The organism is Paenibacillus sp. NPDC057967 (genome assembly GCF_042887015.1).
Classification (GTDB): domain Bacteria; phylum Bacillota; class Bacilli; order Paenibacillales; family Paenibacillaceae; genus Pristimantibacillus.
In genome coordinates this window covers 353,797-377,238 of the sequence record NZ_JBHVQB010000006.1, presented here as the reverse complement: position 1 = coordinate 377,238, position 23,442 = coordinate 353,797, and the positions used below count along the sequence as shown (strand labels likewise).

Here is a 23,442-nt window from a genome sequence, read left to right as displayed (position 1 = left end):
AAGGCTGCGCTCTATTCTAAGAGAGCGCAGCGGCTTCCATCACGCTGCCCAGCTCAATCAGCTTGTTGATCGTATTCCAGTTCCGCACGGTAGACGGCACGCCCAGCTTCTCCACTTGCGCGGACAGCTTGGAGTTACGAACGCTAAGGCTGTATAGCAGGTACAGATTATTCCCGTCCAGCACATACCGGTCCTCTCCGGTGTCGATGCTCGCAAGCTTATCCAGCTTATCCGGCTGCGGCTGCTCCAGCAGCATCGACACATACAGTACTTCTCCTTCTGCGGAAGCTTTGGCTTGTGCAACTTGCGCTTCGGAGAATGGCATATTCCGATGGATAATTCTCAGATCGTCAAGCGTCCGCATGACAACCTTGATCGCCAGTCCAAAGTCGGCTTCGATCTGCCGTTCAATGCGCTCCCGAAGCGGCAGCTCCTCTTCAGCAGATTCGAACAGGATGTTGCCGCTCTGGATATAAGTTTGCACGCGCTGCAAGCCGATTGAGCCAAGCGACTCCCGCAGCTCCGCCATCTTGATTTTATTTTTCCCGCCTACGTTAATGCCGCGAAGCAATGCGATATAGATAGTCATCGGACGGATCACCGCTTTCAATAAAATAGTCTATTGCTATAGTAGCGCACATCCCTGTTAACTGGAAAGCTCCATCCATTCCTCCATCAGGTCGGACAGCTTCGCCTCCAGCGATTCGCGTTCTCTCCAGCCCTGCGCAAGCAGCTCCGTATCGCCGCTATCGGACCGTTCCATCAGTTCGCTGTCCAGCGCTTTCAGCTGCTGCTCCAGATCGGCAATCTCGCTCTCTAACTGCTCGCCGCTCTTGCTCCGTCCGTCTTGGCCGGATAGCTTCTGCGACTGCCTTTCCGCTGTCGATTGCGCCTCCGGTCCGTCCGGCTTTCGGGATAAAGCCATCCCTCCCGCTTTATCTCCAGACGACAGTTCAAGCATCGTCCGTTCCATACGCTTCTCCTTGTAGCGATTGTAATCACCAAGATAAGAGACGATCCTGCCTTGATCCATCTCCCAGATTCGCTTGGCAAGACGGTTCATGAAGTAGCGGTCATGAGAAATAGCCAGAATAGTACCGGTAAATTCCTCTAATGCTTCCTCCAGCGCTTCGCGCGAATCGATATCAAGATGGTTGGTCGGTTCATCCAGCAGAAGAAGATTGGGCTTGCGCCTTACGAGCAGCGCAAGTCTCAGCCGGGACCACTCTCCCCCGGACAGCGATGCCAGCGGTTTGAAAACATCATTGCCGTAGAACAAGTAATGCGCCAGCACATTACGGGCCTCTCCTTCCTCCAGGCCATCCTCGATGCGGAAGTAATCCAGCACCGTCTGCTTTGGATTCACAATTGCCTCCTGTTGAGCCAGATAGCCAATATCCACACGGGAGCCAACTGCCATTTCGCCCGCATCCGGGCTTTCTGTCCCAAGCAGCAGCTTCAGCAGCGTCGTCTTCCCGGCGCCGTTGTCGCCCAGAAGAGCGACCTTTTCTCCGTAGAGCAGACTGCCCTCGGCTTCGTTCAGGATAACCCGGTCGCCATACTGCTTGCACACGCCGGAGAATTCCAGCACTCTTCGTGCTGAGCGATCCAGCGGAGTGAGCTCGAACTCGGCCGACTTCCGCTCCAGCACCGGACGCTTGATCTTCTCCATCCGCTCAAGCGCCTTGCGGATCGAAGCGGCTCGCTTGAAAAACTTCCCGTTATCGCCGATTCTGCCCCACTCCTCCAGTTGGCGAATCGTTTCTCTCATTTTTTTGATTACCTTCTGTTGCTCCTGGAATTGCGCAAATTGCTGAAGCAGCCGTGCTTCCTTCTCTTTCATATACCCGCTGTAGGAGGCCAAATATAACTGGGCTTCGCCGTCCTCCACCTCAATCGTCTCGGTCGTAACGGCATCCAGGAAGTAACGGTCATGAGATACGATCACGTACGCCCCTTCATACCGGTTAAGAAATTGCTCCAGCCACTCGATTCCTTTGAGGTCCAGATGATTCGTCGGTTCATCGAGCAGCAGCAAATCCGGTCTAACAACAAGCTGTGAGGCCAGCACAATACGCGTCTTCTCTCCGCCGGACAAACTGCCGAAGGAGCGAGCATCCTGGCTCCGGTCGATCTGTAAGCCGGCCGTGACCTGATCGATGTTCGTCTCCATCTCATAGCCGCCGCCCTGCTCGAATTTCTCCTGCAGCTTCGCATATGCCTCCAGCAGCCGCTCCAGCTTCCCGGGCTGCTCCTGCGCCTCGTGCGAGGACATCGCGTTCTCCAGCTCCGCCATCTCTCCCCGAATGACCTGCAGCTCCCTGTAGCCGAAAGCCAGCACTTCATAAACCGTCAACTGCTCGAACTCCGCCGGAATTTGCGGCAGATAGCCGATCCGCAGGCCGCGTTTGATCGTCAATGTGCCTTCATCAGCCCCGTCATGACCGGCGATGAGGCGAAGCAGTGTCGATTTGCCGCTGCCATTGCGCCCGATCAGAGCAACTTTGCCGCCTTCTTTCAATTGTAAGGTTATATTCTCCAGCACCAGATTGGCGGCATGGTATTTTTTCACGTTCTGTACTTGTACAATAATCATATTAAGATCCTCCTATAGATGAAGACCCTGACCCGCGCGCACAAAAAAAGAGGGCCGCGGCAACAAGCCCGCGACCCTCCGGATGGTAGAACAATCCGTAGCGGTTATGGTAGGCGTCTTCTCGCGAATGGTATAATCGTATGGTTGAAATTGGACAGACTGCTCCCGTTAACGGATACAGTATGAACAATGCCAGACATTGCCACTGGCAGCTGGCTAATACGATTGTTCGCCATTTCGAGATTCACCTACCTCACCTCCTTCGTCATAATGAACTCACTATACCATAATCCAACTAGCATTGGCAATTGCGATCCGCTAGCCTCCCTGCCTCCGAATGACCGGAATCCAAATCTCGCTCCGGTAGGCGGGAGATGAGGTATCCTTCGATTCGTTCCATAGCAGCTCGGGACCTTCCGCAATCTCATAGCCGGAGGACGGGAACCACTCGGCATAAATTCTGCCCCATACCTCCTGCAGCGCCGCCGGAAAGGCGCCTACCGCCTCGAATACCGCCCATGTCCCCGCCTGTACCTCCAGCTTCGCCAGATGCTCCGGTGCAGCCTCAGTTGTGGCAACGCCAATATAATGATCCAGCGTTCCCTGCTCCTCCATTCTGCCCTCCGAGAAATGCGTCGAAGCGCTAATCATGCCTCTTGGCTCGATATTCGATAGACTCTTAAGCAAAGTGATCATGTCCCCACCGAGACTCTTCCACATGTCAGCAATCTCCGGGTTGACCCCATGAAACTGGATGCTGACGGTTTTCATCAGCCCGACAATTTGGAACTCTTCTTTTTCAATGATTCGAAAGTTCATTTCCATGCCTCCTTGAATGGTTAGTCGGAAGGCCATGCGCGGATAGGCTTTCAGCTGTTGGCCCGGAAGCCTCGCTTCCGTAGGCGTCACGCCATGAAGCTGCTGGAACGCTCTCGTGAAGGCATCCGGGGAGCTGTAGCCGTATTTCAGGGCAATATCGATGACGCGCTCTTCCGTGCCTTGCAGCTCCATGGCTGCCAGCGTCAGCCGCCTGCGCCGGACATACTCTGATAGAGTCACCCCTGCCAAAAACGAAAACATTCGTTTGAAATGATGCTCCGAGCATAAGGCAATCCGGGCAATCTCCTTCATGTCCAGCTCCTCGTCCAATTGCTCTTCCATATAAGCTATTGCGCGGTTCAGATGCTCCAGCATATCCGCCCACCGCCTCCTTTCATTCTCAGATTAGCATGCGCCGCCTCTGCCAGCCCGACGATTCAGGGTCAGGTTCAGCAGGGTAGCTGCTCACCGTATTTGTCTTTCCTTAATATTGGCGGGCTATTCTCATAACTCCTGCCCAGTCAGCCAACTTTCGCTTACAGGCGCGAACCTCCGCTGGCATCCAGCAGTTGGCCGGTTACCCACCGGCTGTCCGGCGAAGCAAGGAATGCAGCCATCGCTGCAATCTCCTCCGGCTGGCCCCATCTTCCGAATGCGGATAAGCCCGCAGCGAACTCCCGGCCTTCTGCCGTCCCGAGCGTATCCGCATTCATATCCGTTTCCACAATACCAGGCAATAGCGCATTCACCCTAATCCCGCGAGCTCCCAGATGCTGAGCCAGCACATGAGTGAATGTATTGACCGCCCCCTTGGACACACTGTAGCCCAGCACATTTGGCAAAGCGATTCGCGTAACCGCCGAGGAAAGGTTGATGATGCTCCCGCCTTCCCGAAGCCGGGGCAGTGCTTGCTGGATAATGAGAATCGGCGCTTTGACATGCAAGTCCAATACCTCGTCAAGCGACTCGGACGTAATATCCTCAATCGTTCGGTATTGCCCTCTTCCCGCATTGTTGACCAATATATCGAATTGATCTCCTCCGGTTCGAACGGTCAATGCGGCATCCATCCCTGAAAATAATTGATGGATGCCGTCCTGCTCCAGCAGGTCGGCGCCAACTGCAAATGCGTCGCCGCCGCTGCGTCTGATCTGCTGCACGACCACATCCGCCAGCTCCGCGTTGCTTGCGTAATGAACGGCAACCATTGCTCCTTCCTGCGCCAATCGTAAGGCGATTGCCCGCCCGATTCCTCTGCTTGCCCCTGTGACCAAAGCTATCTTTCCTTCTAGCTTTTTCATTCATGCTCATCTCCTCATCGTTTTCTCATGTCAGTTATAGCACGAGCCGAATTACGCAATGTTGCTCTCCTATTTTTACAGCCATCGTGCAACGATCCTTTGACAAGAAACAGACGCCCGGCTATGCTATTCATTAGCTGGCTAACTAATTGAACGGAGGCGCTGGATATGATCTCTTCCCATCCCCACAAACCGATCACGCGGCTGATGTCCCATATTGTTAGGAAACATCATCACCACGTTCACATGGAACTGAACGAGCATGAGGTATATCCCGGGCAGCCTCCACTTATGCTGGCGCTGGCCCGTGAAGGCGGACAAAGCCAGAACGAGCTTGCGCGCAAGCTGGAGATCAAGCCTGCGACGCTAACCGTCATGCTGAACCGCATGGAGAAGAACAGCTTGGTCCGGCGCGAAGCAGATCCTTACGACCTGCGGGTATCCCGTATTTATTTGACCGAAAAGGGCTTTGAGACGGTATCGCTCGTACGGGAGACGCTCGATCGGCTGGAGCATCAGGCGCTGCAGCAGTTTACCGCCGAGGAAGAAGTTTTATTCCGCAGCTTTCTGATGCGGGTGAGGGACAATATTGCCTCCCTGCCGCAGGATGCTCCATTGAATTCAACAGATAAAGAAGACTGACAGAGGTGTCACCATGATTAAGTTATTTTCCTATTTGCGCGCGCACTGGATCTATGTCTTGCTGGCGCCGCTGCTGATGCTGCTTGAGGTATGTATGGACCTGCTGCAGCCGTTCCTGATGGCAAGCATTGTCGATAAAGGCGTGATGCAAGGCGATCTGAACCATATTCGCGATACCGGCCTCATCATGTTAGGCGCCGCTTTGGTCGGTCTGATCGGAGGCTTCGGCTGCACCGTATTCTCTTCGATTGCCGCGCAGCGCTTCGGGGCGGATCTGCGGCAGGATGTGTTCCGCAAGGTACAGACCTTCTCCTTCCGCAATCTGGACGAGCTTGGGACCGGATCGCTCATTACAAGGCTGACCGGGGATATCGTGCAACTGCAGACGATGGTTCAGATGCTGCTGCGTATCTTCGTACGCTCCCCGCTGCTGGCGATTGGCAGTATCGTAATGGCCGTCATGATCAGCCCGAAGCTGGCCCTTATATTGGCGATTGCCGTGCCGCTTCTGTTCATCGTCATGTTCCTGCTGATCCGCGCGACGCTGCCGCTATTCTCCAAGGTCCAACGGATGATGGACAAGCTCAATACGGTGCTGCAAGAGAACTTTGCCGGCATTCGGGTGTCGAAGGCTTTTGTCCGCAAAGATTACGAGAACAAGCGCTTTGACCGGGCAAATGAGGATTACACGCAAGTCGGCATGAAAGCACAGCGGCTCGTTGCAGTTAACATGCCGATTCTGACCATGATTCTGAACGTATCCATCGTTGCCGTTCTTATGCTGGGCGGAAAGGATGTCATTGGCGGATCATTCGAGGTTGGCCAGCTTGTGGCGTTTATCAACTACGTCACCCAAGTGCTGTTCGCCGTCTCCTCCGTCGCGATGATGTTAGTCCGGTTCTCCAGCGCCAAAGTATCCGCCGATCGCATTCAAGAGGTTATGGCGACGGAATCGGATATTCGAAGCGCAGATCATCCCAAGGAAGTCCGCAGCTGGCGAGGCGAAGTCTCCTTCGATCGCGTCACATTTGCTTATGGGCAGGTACCCGGACAAGAGGTTCTTCGGGACATAAGCTTCACGGTCCGTCCGGGACAGAAGGTCGCCGTCATAGGTGCGACCGGCGCGGGCAAGTCATCGCTTGTCAGCCTGATTCCCCGGCTATACGATCCGACGCAAGGACGCGTGCTCGTCGACGGCACCGATGTACGGGATTTCGAGCTTGGTTCGCTCCGCCAGCGCATCGGCATCGTCCTGCAGGAATCCATCCTGTTCACCGGCACGATTCGGGACAATATCCGCTTCGGCAAACCGGACGCCTCTGACGAAGAAGTAATAGCTGCGGCTCAGGCGGCCCAGGCGCATGAATTTATCGCCTCCATGAAGAATGGCTATGATACGCTGCTGGGACAGCGCGGCATTAATCTGTCCGGCGGCCAGAAGCAGCGGCTGTCCATCGCGCGCGCCCTCATCCAGCAGCCTGGCATTCTTATCCTCGACGACAGTACCAGCGCCATTGATACGGGTACAGAATCACGCCTTCAAACGGCACTGGCGCAGCTGATGAACGGACGTACGACGATGATGATCGCCCAGCGCATCTCCTCCGTCATGGATGCCGATAACATTCTTGTTATGGATGAAGGACGACTGATCGCCCAAGGCACCCATGAACAGCTGCTGGCGGACTGCGAGCTTTATCAGGATATTTACCGGTCGCAGCACGGAAAGGAGGCGCATGTCTATGGCTAACCCGGATAACAATGGGAAATCCACGAACGTAGAAGCGCCAGACCTCTCCATGCGCAGTGGCGGCGCACGAGGAGGCATGCCTGCTCCGAGGGCCAAGCCGAAGCATACCCTGGAGACGATTCGCCGCATTTGGACTTATATCCGCATCTATCGGCGCGGACTTATTGCTGTATTGCTGCTCACATTCATCACGACGCTATTGTCGCTAATCGCACCTTATTTGCTGGGACATGCCGTCGACGCTTATATCATTCCCGGCCACTATGACGGCCTGCTCCGTCTCGGTTCTGTGCTGCTGGCCATCTATGCTGGGGCTGTATTGTCCTCCTGGCTGCAGCAGCATGTGATGGTGAAAGTATCGCAGCAATCGGTTCAGGCGATGCGGCGCGATCTGTTCGCAAGGCTTCAGCTCCTGCCGCTCCGGTTTTTCGACGGGAAAACCCACGGCGAGCTGATGAGCCGAACGACCAATGATATCGAGAACGTATCCGGCACCTTGAACCAAAGCGTCACGCAGCTGATTGCAAGCGTCTTGTCGCTGATCGGATCGCTCGCCATTATGCTCTATCTGAATGTGTGGCTGACGCTGCTTGGCATGGTCACGATTCCGCTCGTGATTTTATTTACGAAAACGGTCGCTTCCCGCACAAGGAAACACTTCAGCAAGCAGCAAGCCAGCCTGGGCGAGCTGAACAGCTTTATCGAAGAGACGGTTTCCGGGCAAAAGGTCATCCAGATCTACCGCCGGGAACCATATGCCGAAGCGCAATTCGGAGCGATTAACCGCAAGCTGACATCAGCCAGCATACGGGCTCAGATCTATTCCGGTACGGTAGGCCCGGTCATGAACATGCTGAATAATACCAGCTTTGCGCTAATTGCGGCGGTAGGCGGCTGGATGGCGTTCCGCGACTGGACGACAGTCGGCGTCGTCGTGGCATTTTTGAACTATTCCAAGCAATTCCAGCGTCCGCTCAGCGATCTGGCCAACCAGTTCAATCTCGTCCAGTCAGCCGTAGCTGGTGCCGAACGCGTCTTCGAGACAATCGACACTGCCACCGAATATGAAGGAACGCCGTCATCGAAGTCATTGGGCGCACTAAAAGGCGAAGTCGTGTTCCATAACGTGGCGTTCAGCTATAAAGCAGACTCTCCTATTCTGAGCAATGTCTCCTTAACAGCAAAGCCGGGTGAGATGATTGCGCTAGTCGGTCCTACAGGTGCTGGCAAGACAACGATCATCAACCTGTTGACCCGCTTCTATGACATCGATTCGGGCCACATCACGATCGACGGTATCGATATTAACGAACTCGACAAGGACAACCTGCGCAGCAAGCTCGGAATTGTACTGCAAGACGCTTATGTGTTCTCCGATACGATTCGAGAGAATCTTCGCTACGGCAGGCTGGATGCGACCGATGCAGAGATTGAAGCGGCTGCAAGATTGGCCAATGCACACAGCTTCATCCGAAAGCTGCCGCAAGGCTACGATACGGTGCTGGCCTCCGGCGGAACCAATCTCAGTCAAGGACAGCGTCAGCTGCTTACGATCGCCCGCGCCGTGCTTGCCGATCCCGCCATTCTCATTCTGGATGAAGCGACGAGCAGCATCGATACGCGTACGGAGATGCATATTCAATCAGCCATGCGCAAGCTGATGGAGGGCAGAACCAGCTTTGTGATTGCGCACCGGCTCAGCACGATCCGGGAGGCGGATCGGATTCTCGTCATCCGCGACGGCGGCATCGCCGAGCAAGGCTCGCATGACGAGCTACTGGAGCGCCAAGGCTACTATTATGAGCTGCACAACAGCCAGTTCAAGCGCTCCGGTTAACGGCTAGCTACAAAAAACACGCCCACCGGGCGTGTTTTTTGTATGTTCGTGAAGAACGCAGACAGGTTATACTTAGAATGATTGTACATGTATCTATCGGAAGGAGGCGTTATGATCATGTCCGAGAATGCCAAACCTGAAAGCGAACTGCCCAAGATCAGCAAGCCCGCTAATCAAGCTCTTGATTTGTCCGGGTATTATAAGCTGGAGCAATTTACTAAGGTGACCGAAGCAGAATTACTAAAGCTGCATGGCATGGGACCCAAAGGCATTCGAATGCTGAAGGAAGCGCTGCAGGAGAGAGGATTGTCATTTGCCAAAAAACCGCAAGAAACCAAATAGATAGAATAAAGGAGCGATCAGTTGACAACTCCATCCAAGCTATTGTTGATCGGGGACAATGTACATAGCACATGGCATCCGCTCGAGCCTGCGCGCCAGCAGCTTCATACGATTGCAGCAGACAGCTTTGAGCTGGTCCCGACCGAGGATTACGACAAATTGAAGACGCTGGAAGAAGACGGATTCTCAGCCGTAATCTCTTATGCGGATTGTTGGAACAGGAAACTTGCGGCAGAGCAAATTGTGGGACTGCTCCGATTCGTTGCGGGCGGCGGCGGGCTGCTCGTCATCCATAACGGCATCTCGCTACAGGCGAGCCATGAGCTTACCGGGTTGATCGGAGCGCGCTTCACAGGTCATCCCCCTTATCAGCCGCTTACCTACCTGCTTGCGCAAGAGAACCATCCTTTGCTTGATGGCGTCCAGCCCTTCACGGTGGACGAAGAGCCCTACATGTTCGAGTTTGGTACATTCTCTCCCCGACAGGTATTCCTTGAGTATGAATTTGAGGGCAGCCGCTATCCCGCTGGCTGGGAGCATCGCTATGGCTTGGGCAGGCTTGTCTATTTGCAGCCGGGACATTGCGCGCCTTCCTTCTTGCCAGACTCGTATCGGCAGTTAATCTTGAATAGCATTCGGTGGGTAGCAGATCGAAGCTTACTGCCATGAGAAAACGCGGCAGTTCTCCGGCTGCCGCGTCATATCTCTTTCGATTGGCGTTTGGAGCCGTTTCACCAAATATCGTTATCGTAACGTAATCTGCTTTTCCGGGATTCCGCTGCTCCTAGAAACCCAGCCCCGCAAGCCAGCTCGACAGCGTCTCTTCCCTTGCCTTTATATCTTCAAGCTCCTTGCGGTATTTCCCCAGCTCTTTCTCCGCTACCAGGCTGCCGTCCATCATGAATAAGATGCGGTCCGTCTTGGCCGCAATCTTCACATCATGTGTCACCAGCAGAATCGTCGTGCCTGAGCGGTTAATATCCGCGAGCAGCTCCATAATTTCCCCTGCCGACTTCGAGTTAAGCGCACCCGTCGGCTCGTCGCCGAAGATCATGTCGGGCTGATTAATGAGCGCCCTGCAGATCGCGACGCGCTGCAGCTGTCCTCCCGACGCCTGGGTAATATCATGACCCGCCAGCTGGTCGATGCCGGACTTCTTCATTAACGACATTGCTCTGTCGTTCAGCTGCTTTCTGCCCTGTCTCTTTGCCATATAAGCGGTCAATATAATGTTGTCCAGTATCGTCAAATTTTTGAGCAAATGAATCTGTTGAAAGATAAATCCCATACGAGTGAGTCGGAGATCGGACAGCTCTTGCTCGGACAAGCCCGTCAATTCCTTGCCGGCGAATCGGACGCTTCCTCCGCTCGCTAGGTCCATGCCGCTAATATTGTAAAGCAGTGTGGACTTGCCCGATCCCGACGGTCCCATGACCGACACGAATTCGCCTTTACGTATTTGTAGATCAATATCCTTAAGCACATGATGCTTTTGCTCGTTTCCTGATGCGAATGTTTTGCTCAGCGCTCTGGATTCCAATAATACTTCCACTTAGGTTCTCCCCTCTCTATCCCGCATTCCATTCCGTTATATTCGTCTTTTTAATTGAGGCGATGCTTAGCAGTGTCGTGACCATTACGGCTGACATCAGGATAATCGGGAAGCCAGCATAGGCTTGCACCGGATGGATGACAAACTGAATACTCGAGGCACCCATAAAGGACAGAATCAAGCTTGCCAGACTTTGCCCAGCTGTATTGGACACGATCGTGCCGAGTACAATCCCGATACCGAGTACCAGCAGCGCTCTCGTCAAATATTGGATGCGAATAGCTGGCAGCGAGAAGCCGATGCTTCGCATAATAGCGATCTGAGCGGCGTCCTTGGCGACTGCCATATGGAGGAACAGCGCTGTAATCAAGATCGCGATCAGCACAGCGATAACAACAGCAACAACTGTCAGCAGCCTTAACTGGTCAATCGTATTGCCCAGCGTCTGAGACAGGTAACCCGCCAGATCGGTCACTTTTGCCGGGTAGAAGGACTTGGCGTATTGCTCCTGCTTGTCACTGACCGGGACGCCCTCCTTCAGGTCTACGCTCACCTCGTAGCGGATCACATCCTTCGGCAAGAACGGAAGTGCAGCTTTCGCTGTGCGACCACCATTGGTTACATCCTGATAGATGCCGCTGACAGTCATCTCTCTTTCTATTCCGTCTACGAATAATGGAATGCGGTCCCCTACTTTTTTGCCCAAATCCTTGCCGTTCAAATAGGATAGCGCAATCTCGTTCTCTCTAACCGGTGCGGCACCTTGCGCATATTCCAGCGGGAATATGGAGAAATCGCCGGTCTCGACCGTCATCTCCTCCAGTACGCCGTCGCTGTTGACATAGTGGAACGCGCTTACGAAGATCGGGGAGAATCGCGCCACATCAGCATCTTCTTTCAGAGCGTTCGATACCCGTCCGAACGCTTCAGCAATCCCGTCCGAATATTGCATGTCGATGCGCAGATCGCTGCGCTCGATGCCCATATACGTATTGAAGCTTGGCGACTTGAACGTATTAAGCAGATTGGCCGGAATAATCATGATGCATGTGCTGATGATGAAGACGGCGAGCAGCAGCCGGTACATCTTGAAGCGCGACAGCACATCCCTCATACCGAGAAAGATCGGCACAGATAGCCATCTGTTGCGATGGAGCACCGGCGCCTTCCTATGATGGCGCGTTTCTCCGAGTGTCCCTGCTCTGAGCGCCTCTACAGCGCTAATCCGGTCAAAGGATCTCAGCGTCAGCTTGCAGCAGCCGATGACGATGGCGCAGATCAGCGCAGCTGCGGCGAGCGGAACGGCATACAGCAGCAGAGACTTCGGCGCTGACCCGAGGTACAACGCAATATTGGAGGTGAAAAGCGCATTTACTCCCCATGATGCGACATAGCCAACTATGGATGCCAGGACAGCCATCGCAGTGTATTTCAGCATATACATGTTTTTAATCGCTCGAGACCTGATCCCGATTGCCTTCATAATGCCGATCTCCCGGTAGTCCTCCTCCATCGCCGCAAGAAGGGTATATCGGAGACATAAGATCGCGACCAAGCTGAGCAGCAGGCTTACTAAAATAATGACCGCCGCCAAGATGCCATCCGTTAACGCGTTCAGCGTCTTGAACAGGGAATAATCCACGCTCGGCCCTTTACTTGGCATCAAAGCAGCTTGATAATCATTGCGGAACTGCTGCAGCATCCCCTGATCCTTCAGTCGAAACTCGATCAAATATTCCATCTCTCCCGTGCGCTGTCTAAGCGCCTCCCAATCCGACGGGTGGACGACAAAACGTTTGGAATGGACGATCGACGCGTTCATTTGTGCGTCTCGGACAAAACCGGCCACTGTCCACTCCGCCGCATAGCCGCCATCGGTCAGCTTAATTTTGTCGCCTATGTTGACGTCCTTATGCTGCTTGTAATAGACGGGCACGGCGATTTCGCCTTTTGCAACCTGAATGGGCTCGTTATTGACATTCAGCAGCAGGTCGAACGACTCGTTCTGCTTGACGAAATAATGGTCCATGACGCTTTGTTCTTCTGATCCCCCGTCATGATCGATATAGAGATGGCTGCCGTCGACGTTCACCATTGCTGCGATCTGATGCTCCTCGACGAGTTCATGAGCTGTTGCAAAGCGGTGAACCTCTGCTTCATCAAGGCTGCCCGCATGCATCTGGACAAAGTGCGGGGCCTTCGACTGCTTGAACAGGGCGTTCAGCGATTGCGTCAATTCCATCAGCATATTGGAGCCGCTGGCGACCAGCAATGCAGAGATGGAGATAAAGATAAATAAGGCGATGGAAATGCTTTTTTTCCTGCGAACATCTCTCCGCAGCATCTGGATTAGCATTGTGCAGGTATCACTCCTTTCGTAGGGGATTGGTACTTCGCGTTGTTATTGCTGGAATATGTCCTTCTGTATGGCTGAGCGGTTCATAGCAGAGAAGTCCGCTCTGGTGATTGCAACCGCCGACAGCAGGACGCATAAGATTCCGAAAGCCGCAAGAATGACAAAGCCAGTCACAGGCGTAATTAGCACGTCGTGAAACCGGAACGCCAGCTGCTCGGCAACCAGTTCATCGGCTGGCAGCGACAGCTTCTCCAGGCTAAGCGCCCGGAAGAATGCTGCGGCATACGTCATCGGATTAAGCAAAGCGACTATTTGCAAGCCTTCCGGCAGCAGGCTAAGCGGTACATATACGCCGCATAGGAACGTAATCGGCGTCGTGACCGCTACCGATACGATCTGGAACGTTTGCGAGTTTTTCACCGAAGCCGCGAGCCATAATCCGAAGGAAGAGAAGACGAGGCCGACAAGCACAACAAATCCTATGATCGCAATCGGCGTCATAATGTTCGTATAGGTCAACCCAAGCGCATAACCGACAGCGAGAATCATTAAAGCCTGGAGAGTTGCCACGGTCGTCGAGGACAAAATCTGTCCGAGCACGATCGCTATACGGCGGACAGGGCTGACGAGCACTTCCTTCATATAGCCGGATACGATATCCTCTATGGTCGACGTTGCGATATTCAGTGAGGTCTGGAAAACAACGATGATCACAATACCAGCAAGCACATACGGAATCGGCTGGCTGACGGAGGTGCTTTCGAATATGGCGCTTAACAGATAGAGATAAAAAAACGGCATAATGAGCAACAACAGCAATTGAACGCGGTTCCGGGCAAATAATCGTACATGACGAAGCCATAACGCTCCAATTACACGCATCGCCTTACCCCCTTATGTCCTTGCCGGTTATTTCGAGGTACACATCGTTCAGTGTCCCTCTGTTTATTTCCAACCGATTAATCGATATCCGATGCTCGCTGATGAGCTCCATAAGGCTCGAGGCATCCGCTACTTGAATAAGGTAATCCTCTCCTGCAGGCGTATAATCCATCCCGTGCCGCTCCAGCAGCTTCTTCAGCCCTTCAGGATCACGGCTAACAATCGTCGCTTTGTCCGTCACGTATCGTTTTTTGAGCGAAGATGGACTGTCGCTTGCGACGATCTTGCCCTTATCTATTATTGCAACCCGGTTGCATATTTCGGCTTCATCCATGTAGTGAGTCGTTAAAAACACGGTAATTCCCCGCTCCCGCCGGAGCTTGTCGATGTATGCCCACATGCCCGCCCTGGCGCGCGGATCAAGACCAGTAGTCGGTTCATCCAGGAAGAGGACCTGCGGCAAATGCAATAAGCTTCTGGCAATTTCCACCCGCCGCTTCATTCCGCCAGACAGGCTGCCAGCCATCGCCTTCCTCCAATCGCTCATGTCCACAAGCTCAAGGGCAAACCGGGTCCGCTCGCGGATTAGCGACTTGGGCATGCCATAGAAGCAGCCGTGCATATACAAGTTCTCCAACACTGTCATCTTGGGATCAAGTGTGCATTCCTGGAATACGACGCCAATACGACTCCTGGCTCCATCCTGATCCTGGCTGACGTCTATACCGTCGATAGACAACATGCCAGACGTAAAACCGCTTATCGTACAAAGCGCATGAAGCGTCGAGCTTTTGCCCGCTCCGTTCGGTCCCAGAAAGCCGAAGATGCTGCCGCGCTCCACTTCGAACGAGATATGGTCCACCGCTGTAAAGGAGCCGTACCGCTTCACCAAATCTTTGACAACAATCATGGGTTCAGTCGCCCCGGCCACCCCGTTCCAAACGTTCTTCATCCAGATTCCTCCGCTTCAACATCTCTTCAAGATCCGTGCCCTATTACGCCCAGAATATAGCTGAAGCTGCCTTCCTCGGCTCCCAGCGTCTTCTCCATAATGGATGTGAACGCAGCCGCCTTCCGCATCAATTCATGAGGCTCCCATTCAAAGATGCCCTCGTCAAACAGAAATTGGGAGGATACAAGCAGAAATTCAATCGTTTCTTTTGGATACGCCGTATGGAATACCCCCTCCTCGATCCCCTGCTCGATCACTTCTGTCAGTACAGGCGTGAGCTGAAGGATCGTCTCCACCAGGCTCTTCTGGTGCATCTCTGCGTTGTTGATCTGATGCAGCTGGTCGATCATCTGCTCCTTACGGTCTGTATCGGGCTTCTGTGCCATCAGAATGCCAAGCAGCTTCTCATGCGCCGTAAGCCCCTGGGCGGACACAACAGCCTTGGCGGCCTCGACGCCTGCTTCGATATAGCGGCCGACAATCGCATCCATCACTTCCTCTTTCGCTTGGAAGTAATAGTAGAACGTGCCCTTGGCGATGCCTACTTCATTCAAAATGTCATTAATCGTTGTCTTGGCATACCCCTTCGTGCCAAAAAGCATCTCGGCTGCGTCCAATATTTCATTTTTACGTTCATCCGGTTTTTTTGAGATTCTCATAGCGGTACCTCCATTATTGTCGACCGACGGTCGGTCGATTAAAAGCATTGTAGCATTTTACCAAATGTACCGTCAACAGTCATAGGAATGAAGACAACAAAAAAACGCTTGGATGTCCAAGCGTTAGATGCGGCGGCTATTGCCTCTTCCGGGAACGAAGCTTCCATAGGCTATTGGCAAATCATCAGCACATTGCCGTCCGGGTCTTTAATATTGAACCAATGTCCGTTTTCGATATTCGTCAGGAGCTCTACATTGTGCTCTTTCATATAGGCATAAGAGGCTTCGATATCTGCTGTCACAAGCTGAATGAACGGTACTTGAATGACCTTCTCCGGCGAATAAATCTTGCTGTCCAACACGATATTGGATGGTCCTTGCATCGGCAAAATATACAGATGCCCATAAATGATATCGCCATCCGTCGGCAAATCAAGCAACTTGCAATACCAGTCTCTCGCCTTCTCCAGATTGCTCACCGGAATAAAAACACAACCGAGTTTGTTTTGAACCGGATTTGTCATAGCTTGCACGCTCCTAATTCTAGAAAGGATTTTCGACGACAATGCTGAGCACACTTTGAACAAGTGCACTGCCAGCGACAATCATGGTCGTTTTGAATACAAAGCTTTCATCATCTTCTCTGCTTGAATTCACCATGTCTATTTTCTTATAGTTTTTCACATTGGCTATTGGGAAGAGAAACAAATTCAATATAATCATGACTCCGGACATCAAAACATGGCCTATCCCAGGCAATAATATATTAGATTCATAATAATCAACAAAAATGAATTGAAAGATATAAAAAACGGCTATGGGAATCGCCACAGCTCCCAATAGAGAGAACAGAATGACTAATTTCACTTTTCCGCTTTTGGATTCCATTCGATCACTCTCTTCATCATCTTTGTCCTTTATGATACATACTGCATTTTCTCTGTAGGTTAACCGTCCACCTGCTTATGAATGCTTCTTCCATTGCCGACCTTATCCCTTGTTGGTAGATTATCATCACTCCATTCTTGTATTTTTTAATTGCAAATAGACTATTGCTGTGACGCCTCTGCCTGATTCCCATCTTTCTTACGAAGAATATCGTCCAGGAAGCATCCCCACAATAACAAACAGGCTCCAGCTGCCATCATAATAACCGAATACATCAATGGCGTCGTTCCGCCTATTTGGCTTAATGCGGTCCCCAGACGTCCAGGAGGTGTCGACCACCCGCCTAAATTGGAAGCTATTTGGGATGCCGGAATATAGACGCCCAAATAGAGAATGACTCCACAAAATAAAAAAATGCCACCGGCTATTACTTTTTTCATCGGCTCAACCCTTTCTATGCGTTATATTCGCCACTATTCATCCATTGTTTGGCGCAGCTTAGCGTAATGCCGCTGATTGGAATCGATATTCGCTTCGCGGTAAAACCGTCAATCCCTTCGGCCAATCCTTGCATCAGTTTCTATTTTACCCCAATCGTTCTCTTCATTGAAGACCGGATATCAATCTAGAAGAAAAAGACGGCAATCAGGACTGCTGCATCCTGTATTGCCGCTAACTTTGAATCTAGTAAATTCTCTTGGATAAGACGCGCATTCTTAATCTAGCTCAATCTCAAAAACAGAATCAATAATAACCGGCAAATTATTCCGAAGCGATGAGGCTCCGTGCACCGATCGCGCGTGCAAGCCCCGATCCCCGAATATATCCAGCATCAGATCGGAGCATCCGTTCAATACTTTATGATGCTCTTCGAAATCCGGGCCGGCATTCACGAAGCCTTGTATTTTTACGACCCGTTTTACTTTATTCAGAGAGCCCAGCGCTTCCATCAATACTGCCAGCACTTCCAATCCGGCCAGCCAAGCATACCGGCATCCTTCCTCGGTCGTATAATCTATGCCGAGTTTGCCTTTGGGCTTGCCGGATGGCCCTTTTCCCGAAATGAACAATAGACTGCCAGACAGAACATAGTTGGCATAGCGAGCTGCCGGTTTGCTCGCCTCAGGCAACACGATACCTAACGATTGCAATCGATCCATGGGTGTAGCGTCAGACATAATCATGAGCTCCCTTCATCGTTACGGTCATTTGGTTTTATCCTAATTTCATAAGCTGCTCACGCTTTGGACCTACGGACAGATAAGAGATTTTCACTCCAATTTCCCCTTCCATAAATGACACATACTGCTGTGCTGCTGCCGGAAGCTCTTCGAATGACTTAGCTCCGGTTATATCGCACTTCCAGCCTGGAAGCTGTCTAAGGATCGGCTTCGCCCCATTCAGCTTAGCGTTGACAGGAAACTGCTCCGTAACCGTCCCGTCCTCTAACTGGTAGCCGACGCATACCGGAATCGAATCCAGGTAACCGAGTACATCCAAATTCGTCAAAGCCACCTCCGTCGCTCCTTGCACCATACAGCCGTATCTGGTCGCAACAGCGTCAAACCAGCCTACACGCCTCGGCCTGCCTGTCACTACTCCGAACTCGCCCGCATCGCCGCCGCGAATTCGCAGCTGCTCCGCTTCCGCGCCTGCAATCTCCGAGACGAACGGCCCCGCTCCCACACAGCTGGAATAGGCTTTCACCACAGCCATAATATCAGTCACTGCATAGGCAGGAAGACCTGCTCCGACGGGGGCATGCCCCGCCAGTGTAGAAGAGGACGTCGAATACGGATAGATGCCGTGATCAGGATCGCGAAGCGCTCCAAGCTGTCCCTCCAGCAAGATCGGCCGCTGCTCCTTGTATGCTTGCTGAAGCATCGCAGTCGTATCGTATACATATGGGAGCAGCCTTTCTCCCAGCCCCAGCAGCTCCTCCACAATCGGATTAGCTTCCAGAGGTTGATGTCCGTATAGATGGGTCAGCAGCACATTTTTGACTTCCAGCAGCTGCCCTACGCGCTCCAGCAATTGGTTCCGATTATATAAATCCGCTACCTGTACGCCGAGCTTGGCATATTTATCCGCATAAAAAGGGGCGATTCCGCGTTTGGTCGAGCCGTAGCTGCGCTTGCCCAGCCTATCTTCCTCCAGCGCGTCCAATAACCGATGAACAGGCAGCACCACCTGCGCCCGATTCGATACCTTCAGGTTCGGCTTGGGCACGCCTCTCGCCAGCAACTGCTCCCGTTCAGACAGGAGCGAATCACCGTCCAATGCTGTACCGGGACCAATCACATTCGTAACCTCGGGATAAAATACGCCTGACGGAAGCATAGACAGCGCAAACTTCCCGTAATCGTTAATAATCGTGTGTCCTGCATTGCTTCCGCCCTGGAATCGAACAACAAAGGACGATTTGGCCGCCAGCACATCCGTCATCTTTCCTTTGCCTTCATCGCCCCAATTCGCTCCCACAATCGCTGTTACCGTCACTTATGAATCGCCTCCTGTACTTGTCATCACTTACAGGAATGATTATAATGTGCACATATCCATTAGTATAATTGATATTAATAATATCCGATATAAACAGGAGTAATGACTATGGAATTTAATATGGAATGGTATCGCGTCTTCTACTGGACGGCCAAGCTGGGAAGCTTGACCAAAGCGGCGGAGAAGCTGCATATTACGCAGCCCGCCATCAGCCATACGCTAAAGCAACTGGAGAGCGGACTTGGCGGTCAGCTGTTCTTCCGTACAGCACGAGGCGTGACCCTTACAGCCGAAGGAGAACTACTGCTTCAGCATGTCGAGCAAGCTTTCAAAGCTATCGACAGCGGAGAGAAGAAAATTGCGGAAATGCACAACTTGGAGTACGGGGAGATCAATATCGGAGCAAGCGATTCGTTATGCAAGCATTATCTGTTGCCATATCTGGAGTCGTTCCATATGCAATATCCGGGTATTCGCGTGCGCGTCACGAACCGGACTACACCGGAGACCATTTCGCTGCTGAAGGAAGGACGTATTGACTTTGGCATTCTCAATCTGCCCGCAGCCGACAAAAGCATAGAGATTAGAAAGAGCTCTCCGCTGCAGGATTGTCTCGTAGGAGGCCCGGCTTATGCATCCCTGGCTCAATCTCCCTTCGAGCTGACCAGCTTGCAGCAATATCCGTTGCTCCTCCTGGAGCCGGGCGGCAGTACGAGAGCTTATCTGGACCATTACGCGGCTGCTCATCACATCCGCTTGACGCCAGAGTTCGAGCTGGGAAGCCTAGACCTGCTTGTTCAATTCGCTCAACGAGGGTTTGGACTGACGTTTATCGTGCGGGAATACGTCAAGGAAGAACTTGCTGACGGACGATTAATCGAAATCCCGCTAACTCCGCGTATTCCTGAACGATCGATCGGCATTGCTACGCTGAAGGGCGTCCCCCTCTCCGCTGCTTCGAAAAGCTTTCTTCAATGCTTGCCCTAAAGCTGATCGAACGCCTTATTGTTGGCCGTTCAACTGAATCATGAGCGCCGCCAGACGACTAATCCCGTGCTCCATCTGCTCGAACGATGCGTAAGCATAAGATAAACGCAAATACGGCTCGTCGATCCCGGAATCGTATATGCTTCCGGGATGCAGCAGAATGCCTTCCTTTAGGGCAAGCTCAAATAGCCTTCTCACCGATATGGGCCGGCTGATTCGCAGCCAAATGTAGAATCCGCCGCTCGGCAAGCTCCACTCTGCAAGGCTACGCATGTAACGCTGCAAGAGCATGTGCATATGCTCTCTTCTGTGCCTCAGCCCCTCTCGCAATCGGGCAAGATGCTCGTCATAAAGATCCGTCTCCAGCCACTGGGCGACGGCATGCTGCGAAAGCGCGCTTGTCCCGTAATCGGTCTGCATCTTGATGTCGGACAGCCGATCAATTACCGGCTCAGGCGCAACTATCCATCCAAGCCTAAGTCCTGGACCGAGCGACTTGGACATGCTTCCGATATACAGAACCTGACCTTCCCGGTCCATTGATTTCAGCGGCGGAGGCGGAGGAGCATCCAGCCATAGATCGCCGTACACATCATCCTCCACGATTGGCAGCCTTTCATGCGTGCATATCCGCATCAGCTCTTCCCTTCGTGCAGCTGGCATTAAGCAGCCAGTAGGATTATGAAAGGTAGGGATTGTGTACAGCATTGCGGCATTCGTCTGACGCTTCATAGACCCGATTCGCCCCGCGATCAGCCCGTCCTTATCCATCGGTACGCCATAAGGGCGGATACCCGCAGATTGCACAACATGAATGGAGTTCAGATAACTCGGACTTTCCGTTAATATCGTAGAGCCACCGCGCAGCAGTCCAAGTGATATGAGCTGCAAGGCTTGCAGGCCCCCGGATACGATCATAATCGAAGACGGGGCCGCCTTAATTCCTTTCGCCAGCAAATATCGGCTAATCGCCTCCCGCAGTCGCAAACTTCCGCGCGGTTCGGAGTAGCTTAACGATAGCGAGCTGCCGCTTTCTTGCAGCGACTGCAGCATAGTCCGTGCAGGCAGAAGCTCAGGTGCAGGCTCGCCCGTGCCGAGTCGCAGGATTGCCGGGTTCTCTTCCGCTTTATTAATGAGCTGGATCAATTGATGATTGGGACGATGCGCCCCAGCCGCTACATAACGTCCCCAATCCGGCGCTCGGGTTGAAGCGATCACGTTCCATGTATTGTTGGCGACCACAGTGCCTTGTCCAACCTTGGACTGAATGAGCCCATCCGCCGTCAATTCATCCAGCGCATACACGATCGTGCTTCGATTCACACGGAACCGCTCTGCCAGCTCTCGCTGCGTTGGAATCTTGGTTCCGACCGGCCATTCGCCGTTTCGTATTTTCTCCACAATGCGGTCGTGAATTTGCTGATACAGCGGGGTATCAGAGCTGCGGTCAAGCTGCCATTCTTCTGTCATAACATCCATTCTTTCTTTCATGAGGTTGTGCTTATCTTACCAGATTGGTTGGGCTGCGGGACAGTCCTTTGGTTGTCGACTCCGACTCCTCCTCCTACTAGAATAGGGACAAAAGAGGAGGCCACATTATGATTGCAGCTGCCATTCACGGCTTTATTCTGGCGCTGGGACTTATTTTGCCGCTCGGCGCGCAAAACGCATTTGTCCTTACGCAAGGAACCGCTCATCGAAGATTTACCAAAGTTCTTCCGGTTATTGTCACCGCTTCTCTGTGCGATACCATTCTGATCGCCCTTGCCGTACTCGGCATATCCGTCATCATGCTGGAGCATGACTGGATCAAGGCTTTACTATACTTGCTGGGATGCGGCTTCCTGCTCTACACAGGCTGGACGACCTGGAAATCCAGACATGAGATACACACCCCTCTACCAGACAGCAGAGGCATTTCCGCCAAAAAACAAATCGGCTTCGCGGTCACCGTGTCTTTGCTGAATCCACATGCCATACTGGATACGGTGGGCGTCATCGGCACTAGCTCCGTACAATACGCAGGGCCGGCCAAGCTCGTTTTTGCGATGGTATGCATCATCACATCATGGCTCTGGTTCATAGGACTTGGAGCTGCGGGCCAATTCATTGGACAACAGGCTCAGTCCCCCCGCATTCTCTCCCTGATCCCGGCCCTATCCGCTGTAATCATGTGGGGTACGGCCCTTTATCTAGCCTATCTCCTTATCCTGCTCCTGCAAGGACAGGCCTAGCCTTAGCTGGAATGGGCGGCGATTAACGTCTGTCCCATTCCCCATACCTGATCCACATTGCTCTGTTCGATGGCATATTTGGGGTAATAAGAGGAGCCGAATATATTTTTCAGCTGGTTCAGCCCTTGTTCGTTCGACGCCGGCTGAACAATTTCCCGCCTATGGTTAATAAGCTGGCCGGTCACATGTTTGAATGAATCCGATGTGCACAGGTAAAAGTAATGGTCCGCCATGCCTGACGGATGAGGATTTGTCAGGTTTTGCGCCCAAGCCAGCGCCTTCCAATGCGATTTCATCTTCGCGACCGTTTCCTTGGACAGCTTCACGCGGTTAATCTGAATCGCGTTAACTTTAATGCCTCGCGCTCTCCACTGCTCCGCCATCTTGAACGTCAGCATCAGGAAGGCCATCTTGGAATCGCCATACATTTTATAGGAGCTGTAACGCCTGGTTGCCCGGTGCTCGCCGCGCAGGTTGTCAAATTCAATGGCTCGCTTGGGATCAAAAAAGTTTTTGATATTCGTTGTGCAGGCGTTCAGCACCCTGGGGTCATGAGATCGATCCAGCCAGTCGGCCAGCAGCTCGGTCATATAAAGAGGGCCAAACGCATTCGTAGCGAACGACAGCTCGACGCGTTCAGGACTCAGCTTGTACTCCGTCTCGCCATGGCTTAGGAAGGCTGCGTTATGAATCAAAATATCCAGTTTGTCATACCTGGCTTTAAATGCCGCGCAGAAGGTCTGTATCGAATCAAAGGAAGAGACGTCAAGCTCCATCAGATCGATTGTCTGGCTGCCCGTAGACGCCATGATCTCCTGCTGGACAGGCTTGCTGATCGCGAGGTTGCGGCAAGCCATCACAACCCGATATCCCTCCGCCGCGAATTTGTATGCCGCTGCTTTGCCTATTCCAGAATTAGCGCCTGTTATGACTGTGATTTTGTCTTTCATCTTCGTCACGCCCTCCAATTTGTCAGATTATCTGCTCTATTGCCGATACCGCATGATCCATACATTTCCGGTAAATTTTCCAATATCTCAAACGATCATATCATAAATGCCAGATGGAGATAGCCTTCATTTTGCGAATGAATTGAACTTGCGACACTCTCCTCTGTCCAGCAGGCCGATCAGGTAGAAGTCA

Annotated in this window: 24 protein-coding genes; 7 read left to right on the top strand and 17 right to left on the bottom strand. The window is 52.6% G+C overall.

Features of this window, described 5'->3' with window-relative positions:
- Positions 1-16 precede the first annotated feature (16 nt).
- The 5 genes from ACFVSO_RS17845 to ACFVSO_RS17825 all read right to left on the bottom strand — a co-directional run bounded on the left by ACFVSO_RS17845 (position 17) and on the right by ACFVSO_RS17825 (position 4,716).
- A complete protein-coding gene (locus ACFVSO_RS17845; RefSeq protein ID WP_387475971.1) occupies positions 17-589 on the bottom strand; it encodes a DUF1697 domain-containing protein in 573 nt (190 codons plus the stop codon).
- A 57-nt stretch (positions 590-646) separates the two neighbouring features.
- On the bottom strand, positions 647-2,596 hold the full coding sequence (abc-f, locus tag ACFVSO_RS17840) for a ribosomal protection-like ABC-F family protein (RefSeq protein WP_387475969.1): 1,950 nt from the start codon (positions 2,594-2,596) through the stop codon (positions 647-649).
- 104 nt (positions 2,597-2,700) lie between these two features.
- The gene (locus ACFVSO_RS17835; protein ID WP_387475967.1) at positions 2,701-2,844 is read right to left on the bottom strand and encodes a hypothetical protein; all 144 of its coding nucleotides are present in this window, start codon (positions 2,842-2,844) and stop codon (positions 2,701-2,703) included.
- A gap of 70 nt (positions 2,845-2,914) precedes the next feature.
- Positions 2,915-3,790, bottom strand: a complete 876-nt coding sequence (locus ACFVSO_RS17830; RefSeq protein WP_387475966.1) for an AraC family transcriptional regulator — start codon at positions 3,788-3,790, stop codon at positions 2,915-2,917.
- Between the two features lie 161 nt (positions 3,791-3,951).
- Entirely contained in the window at positions 3,952-4,716 is a 765-nt protein-coding gene (locus tag ACFVSO_RS17825) for an SDR family oxidoreductase (RefSeq protein ID WP_387475964.1), read from the bottom strand.
- 168 nt (positions 4,717-4,884) lie between these two features.
- Between ACFVSO_RS17825 and ACFVSO_RS17820 the strand changes: the two genes are divergently transcribed.
- The 5 genes from ACFVSO_RS17820 (at position 4,885) to ACFVSO_RS17800 (ending at position 9,956) form a co-directional block, all read left to right on the top strand.
- Positions 4,885-5,358, top strand: coding sequence for a MarR family winged helix-turn-helix transcriptional regulator (locus ACFVSO_RS17820; protein ID WP_387475962.1), 474 nt, complete (start codon positions 4,885-4,887; stop codon positions 5,356-5,358).
- Between the two features lie 13 nt (positions 5,359-5,371).
- The gene (locus tag ACFVSO_RS17815) at positions 5,372-7,108 is read left to right on the top strand and encodes an ABC transporter ATP-binding protein (protein WP_387475960.1); all 1,737 of its coding nucleotides are present in this window, start codon (positions 5,372-5,374) and stop codon (positions 7,106-7,108) included.
- The gene (locus ACFVSO_RS17810; RefSeq protein ID WP_387475958.1) at positions 7,101-8,945 is read left to right on the top strand and encodes an ABC transporter ATP-binding protein; all 1,845 of its coding nucleotides are present in this window, start codon (positions 7,101-7,103) and stop codon (positions 8,943-8,945) included. Before ACFVSO_RS17815 ends, ACFVSO_RS17810 begins: the two co-directional genes overlap by 8 nt.
- A 117-nt stretch (positions 8,946-9,062) precedes the next feature.
- The gene (locus ACFVSO_RS17805) at positions 9,063-9,287 is read left to right on the top strand and encodes a helix-hairpin-helix domain-containing protein (RefSeq protein WP_387475956.1); all 225 of its coding nucleotides are present in this window, start codon (positions 9,063-9,065) and stop codon (positions 9,285-9,287) included.
- 21 nt (positions 9,288-9,308) lie between these two features.
- Positions 9,309-9,956 carry a ThuA domain-containing protein gene (locus tag ACFVSO_RS17800; protein ID WP_387475954.1) on the top strand — a complete coding sequence of 216 codons (648 nt, stop codon included), beginning with the start codon at positions 9,309-9,311 and terminating at the stop codon, positions 9,954-9,956.
- Between the two features lie 115 nt (positions 9,957-10,071).
- Here ACFVSO_RS17800 and ACFVSO_RS17795 read toward each other — a convergent pair whose 3' ends face one another.
- The 10 genes from ACFVSO_RS17795 to ACFVSO_RS17750 all read right to left on the bottom strand — a co-directional run bounded on the left by ACFVSO_RS17795 (position 10,072) and on the right by ACFVSO_RS17750 (position 19,075).
- A complete protein-coding gene (locus ACFVSO_RS17795) occupies positions 10,072-10,839 on the bottom strand; it encodes an ABC transporter ATP-binding protein (RefSeq protein ID WP_387475952.1) in 768 nt (255 codons plus the stop codon).
- 16 nt (positions 10,840-10,855) lie between these two features.
- Positions 10,856-13,195 (bottom strand): ABC transporter permease, encoded by a 2,340-nt coding sequence (locus ACFVSO_RS17790; protein ID WP_387475951.1) that lies wholly within the window; start codon positions 13,193-13,195, stop codon positions 10,856-10,858.
- Between the two features lie 45 nt (positions 13,196-13,240).
- A complete protein-coding gene (locus ACFVSO_RS17785; RefSeq protein ID WP_387475949.1) occupies positions 13,241-14,077 on the bottom strand; it encodes an ABC transporter permease in 837 nt (278 codons plus the stop codon).
- A 4-nt stretch (positions 14,078-14,081) separates the two neighbouring features.
- Positions 14,082-15,029 carry an ABC transporter ATP-binding protein gene (locus ACFVSO_RS17780; RefSeq protein WP_387475947.1) on the bottom strand — a complete coding sequence of 316 codons (948 nt, stop codon included), beginning with the start codon at positions 15,027-15,029 and terminating at the stop codon, positions 14,082-14,084.
- A 26-nt stretch (positions 15,030-15,055) separates the two neighbouring features.
- A complete protein-coding gene (locus tag ACFVSO_RS17775; RefSeq protein WP_387475945.1) occupies positions 15,056-15,688 on the bottom strand; it encodes a TetR/AcrR family transcriptional regulator in 633 nt (210 codons plus the stop codon).
- A 170-nt stretch (positions 15,689-15,858) separates the two neighbouring features.
- On the bottom strand, positions 15,859-16,212 hold the full coding sequence (locus tag ACFVSO_RS17770) for a VOC family protein (protein WP_387475943.1): 354 nt from the start codon (positions 16,210-16,212) through the stop codon (positions 15,859-15,861).
- 19 nt (positions 16,213-16,231) lie between these two features.
- Positions 16,232-16,576, bottom strand: a complete 345-nt coding sequence (locus ACFVSO_RS17765; RefSeq protein ID WP_387475941.1) for a hypothetical protein — start codon at positions 16,574-16,576, stop codon at positions 16,232-16,234.
- 161 nt (positions 16,577-16,737) lie between these two features.
- Positions 16,738-17,016, bottom strand: coding sequence for a hypothetical protein (locus tag ACFVSO_RS17760; protein WP_387475939.1), 279 nt, complete (start codon positions 17,014-17,016; stop codon positions 16,738-16,740).
- A 276-nt stretch (positions 17,017-17,292) separates the two neighbouring features.
- Complete coding sequence (locus tag ACFVSO_RS17755) at positions 17,293-17,754, bottom strand: RidA family protein (protein ID WP_387475937.1); 462 nt, start codon at positions 17,752-17,754, stop codon at positions 17,293-17,295.
- A 37-nt stretch (positions 17,755-17,791) separates the two neighbouring features.
- The gene (locus ACFVSO_RS17750) at positions 17,792-19,075 is read right to left on the bottom strand and encodes an adenylosuccinate synthase (protein ID WP_387475935.1); all 1,284 of its coding nucleotides are present in this window, start codon (positions 19,073-19,075) and stop codon (positions 17,792-17,794) included.
- 111 nt (positions 19,076-19,186) lie between these two features.
- Here ACFVSO_RS17750 and ACFVSO_RS17745 point away from each other — a divergent pair, with 111 nt between their 5' ends.
- Positions 19,187-20,065, top strand: a complete 879-nt coding sequence (locus ACFVSO_RS17745) for a LysR family transcriptional regulator (RefSeq protein WP_387475933.1) — start codon at positions 19,187-19,189, stop codon at positions 20,063-20,065.
- Between the two features lie 15 nt (positions 20,066-20,080).
- On the opposite strand, the gene pdxR is transcribed toward ACFVSO_RS17745, so the two are convergent.
- The gene (gene pdxR, locus ACFVSO_RS17740; RefSeq protein WP_387475931.1) at positions 20,081-21,535 is read right to left on the bottom strand and encodes a MocR-like pyridoxine biosynthesis transcription factor PdxR; all 1,455 of its coding nucleotides are present in this window, start codon (positions 21,533-21,535) and stop codon (positions 20,081-20,083) included.
- 128 nt (positions 21,536-21,663) lie between these two features.
- Between pdxR and ACFVSO_RS17735 the strand changes: the two genes are divergently transcribed.
- Positions 21,664-22,299 carry a LysE/ArgO family amino acid transporter gene (locus ACFVSO_RS17735; RefSeq protein ID WP_387475929.1) on the top strand — a complete coding sequence of 212 codons (636 nt, stop codon included), beginning with the start codon at positions 21,664-21,666 and terminating at the stop codon, positions 22,297-22,299.
- 2 nt (positions 22,300-22,301) lie between these two features.
- Here the strand turns inward: ACFVSO_RS17735 and ACFVSO_RS17730 are convergent, their stop codons facing one another.
- Positions 22,302-23,249 (bottom strand): SDR family oxidoreductase, encoded by a 948-nt coding sequence (locus tag ACFVSO_RS17730; protein ID WP_387475927.1) that lies wholly within the window; start codon positions 23,247-23,249, stop codon positions 22,302-22,304.
- Positions 23,250-23,442: the final 193 nt, after the last annotated feature.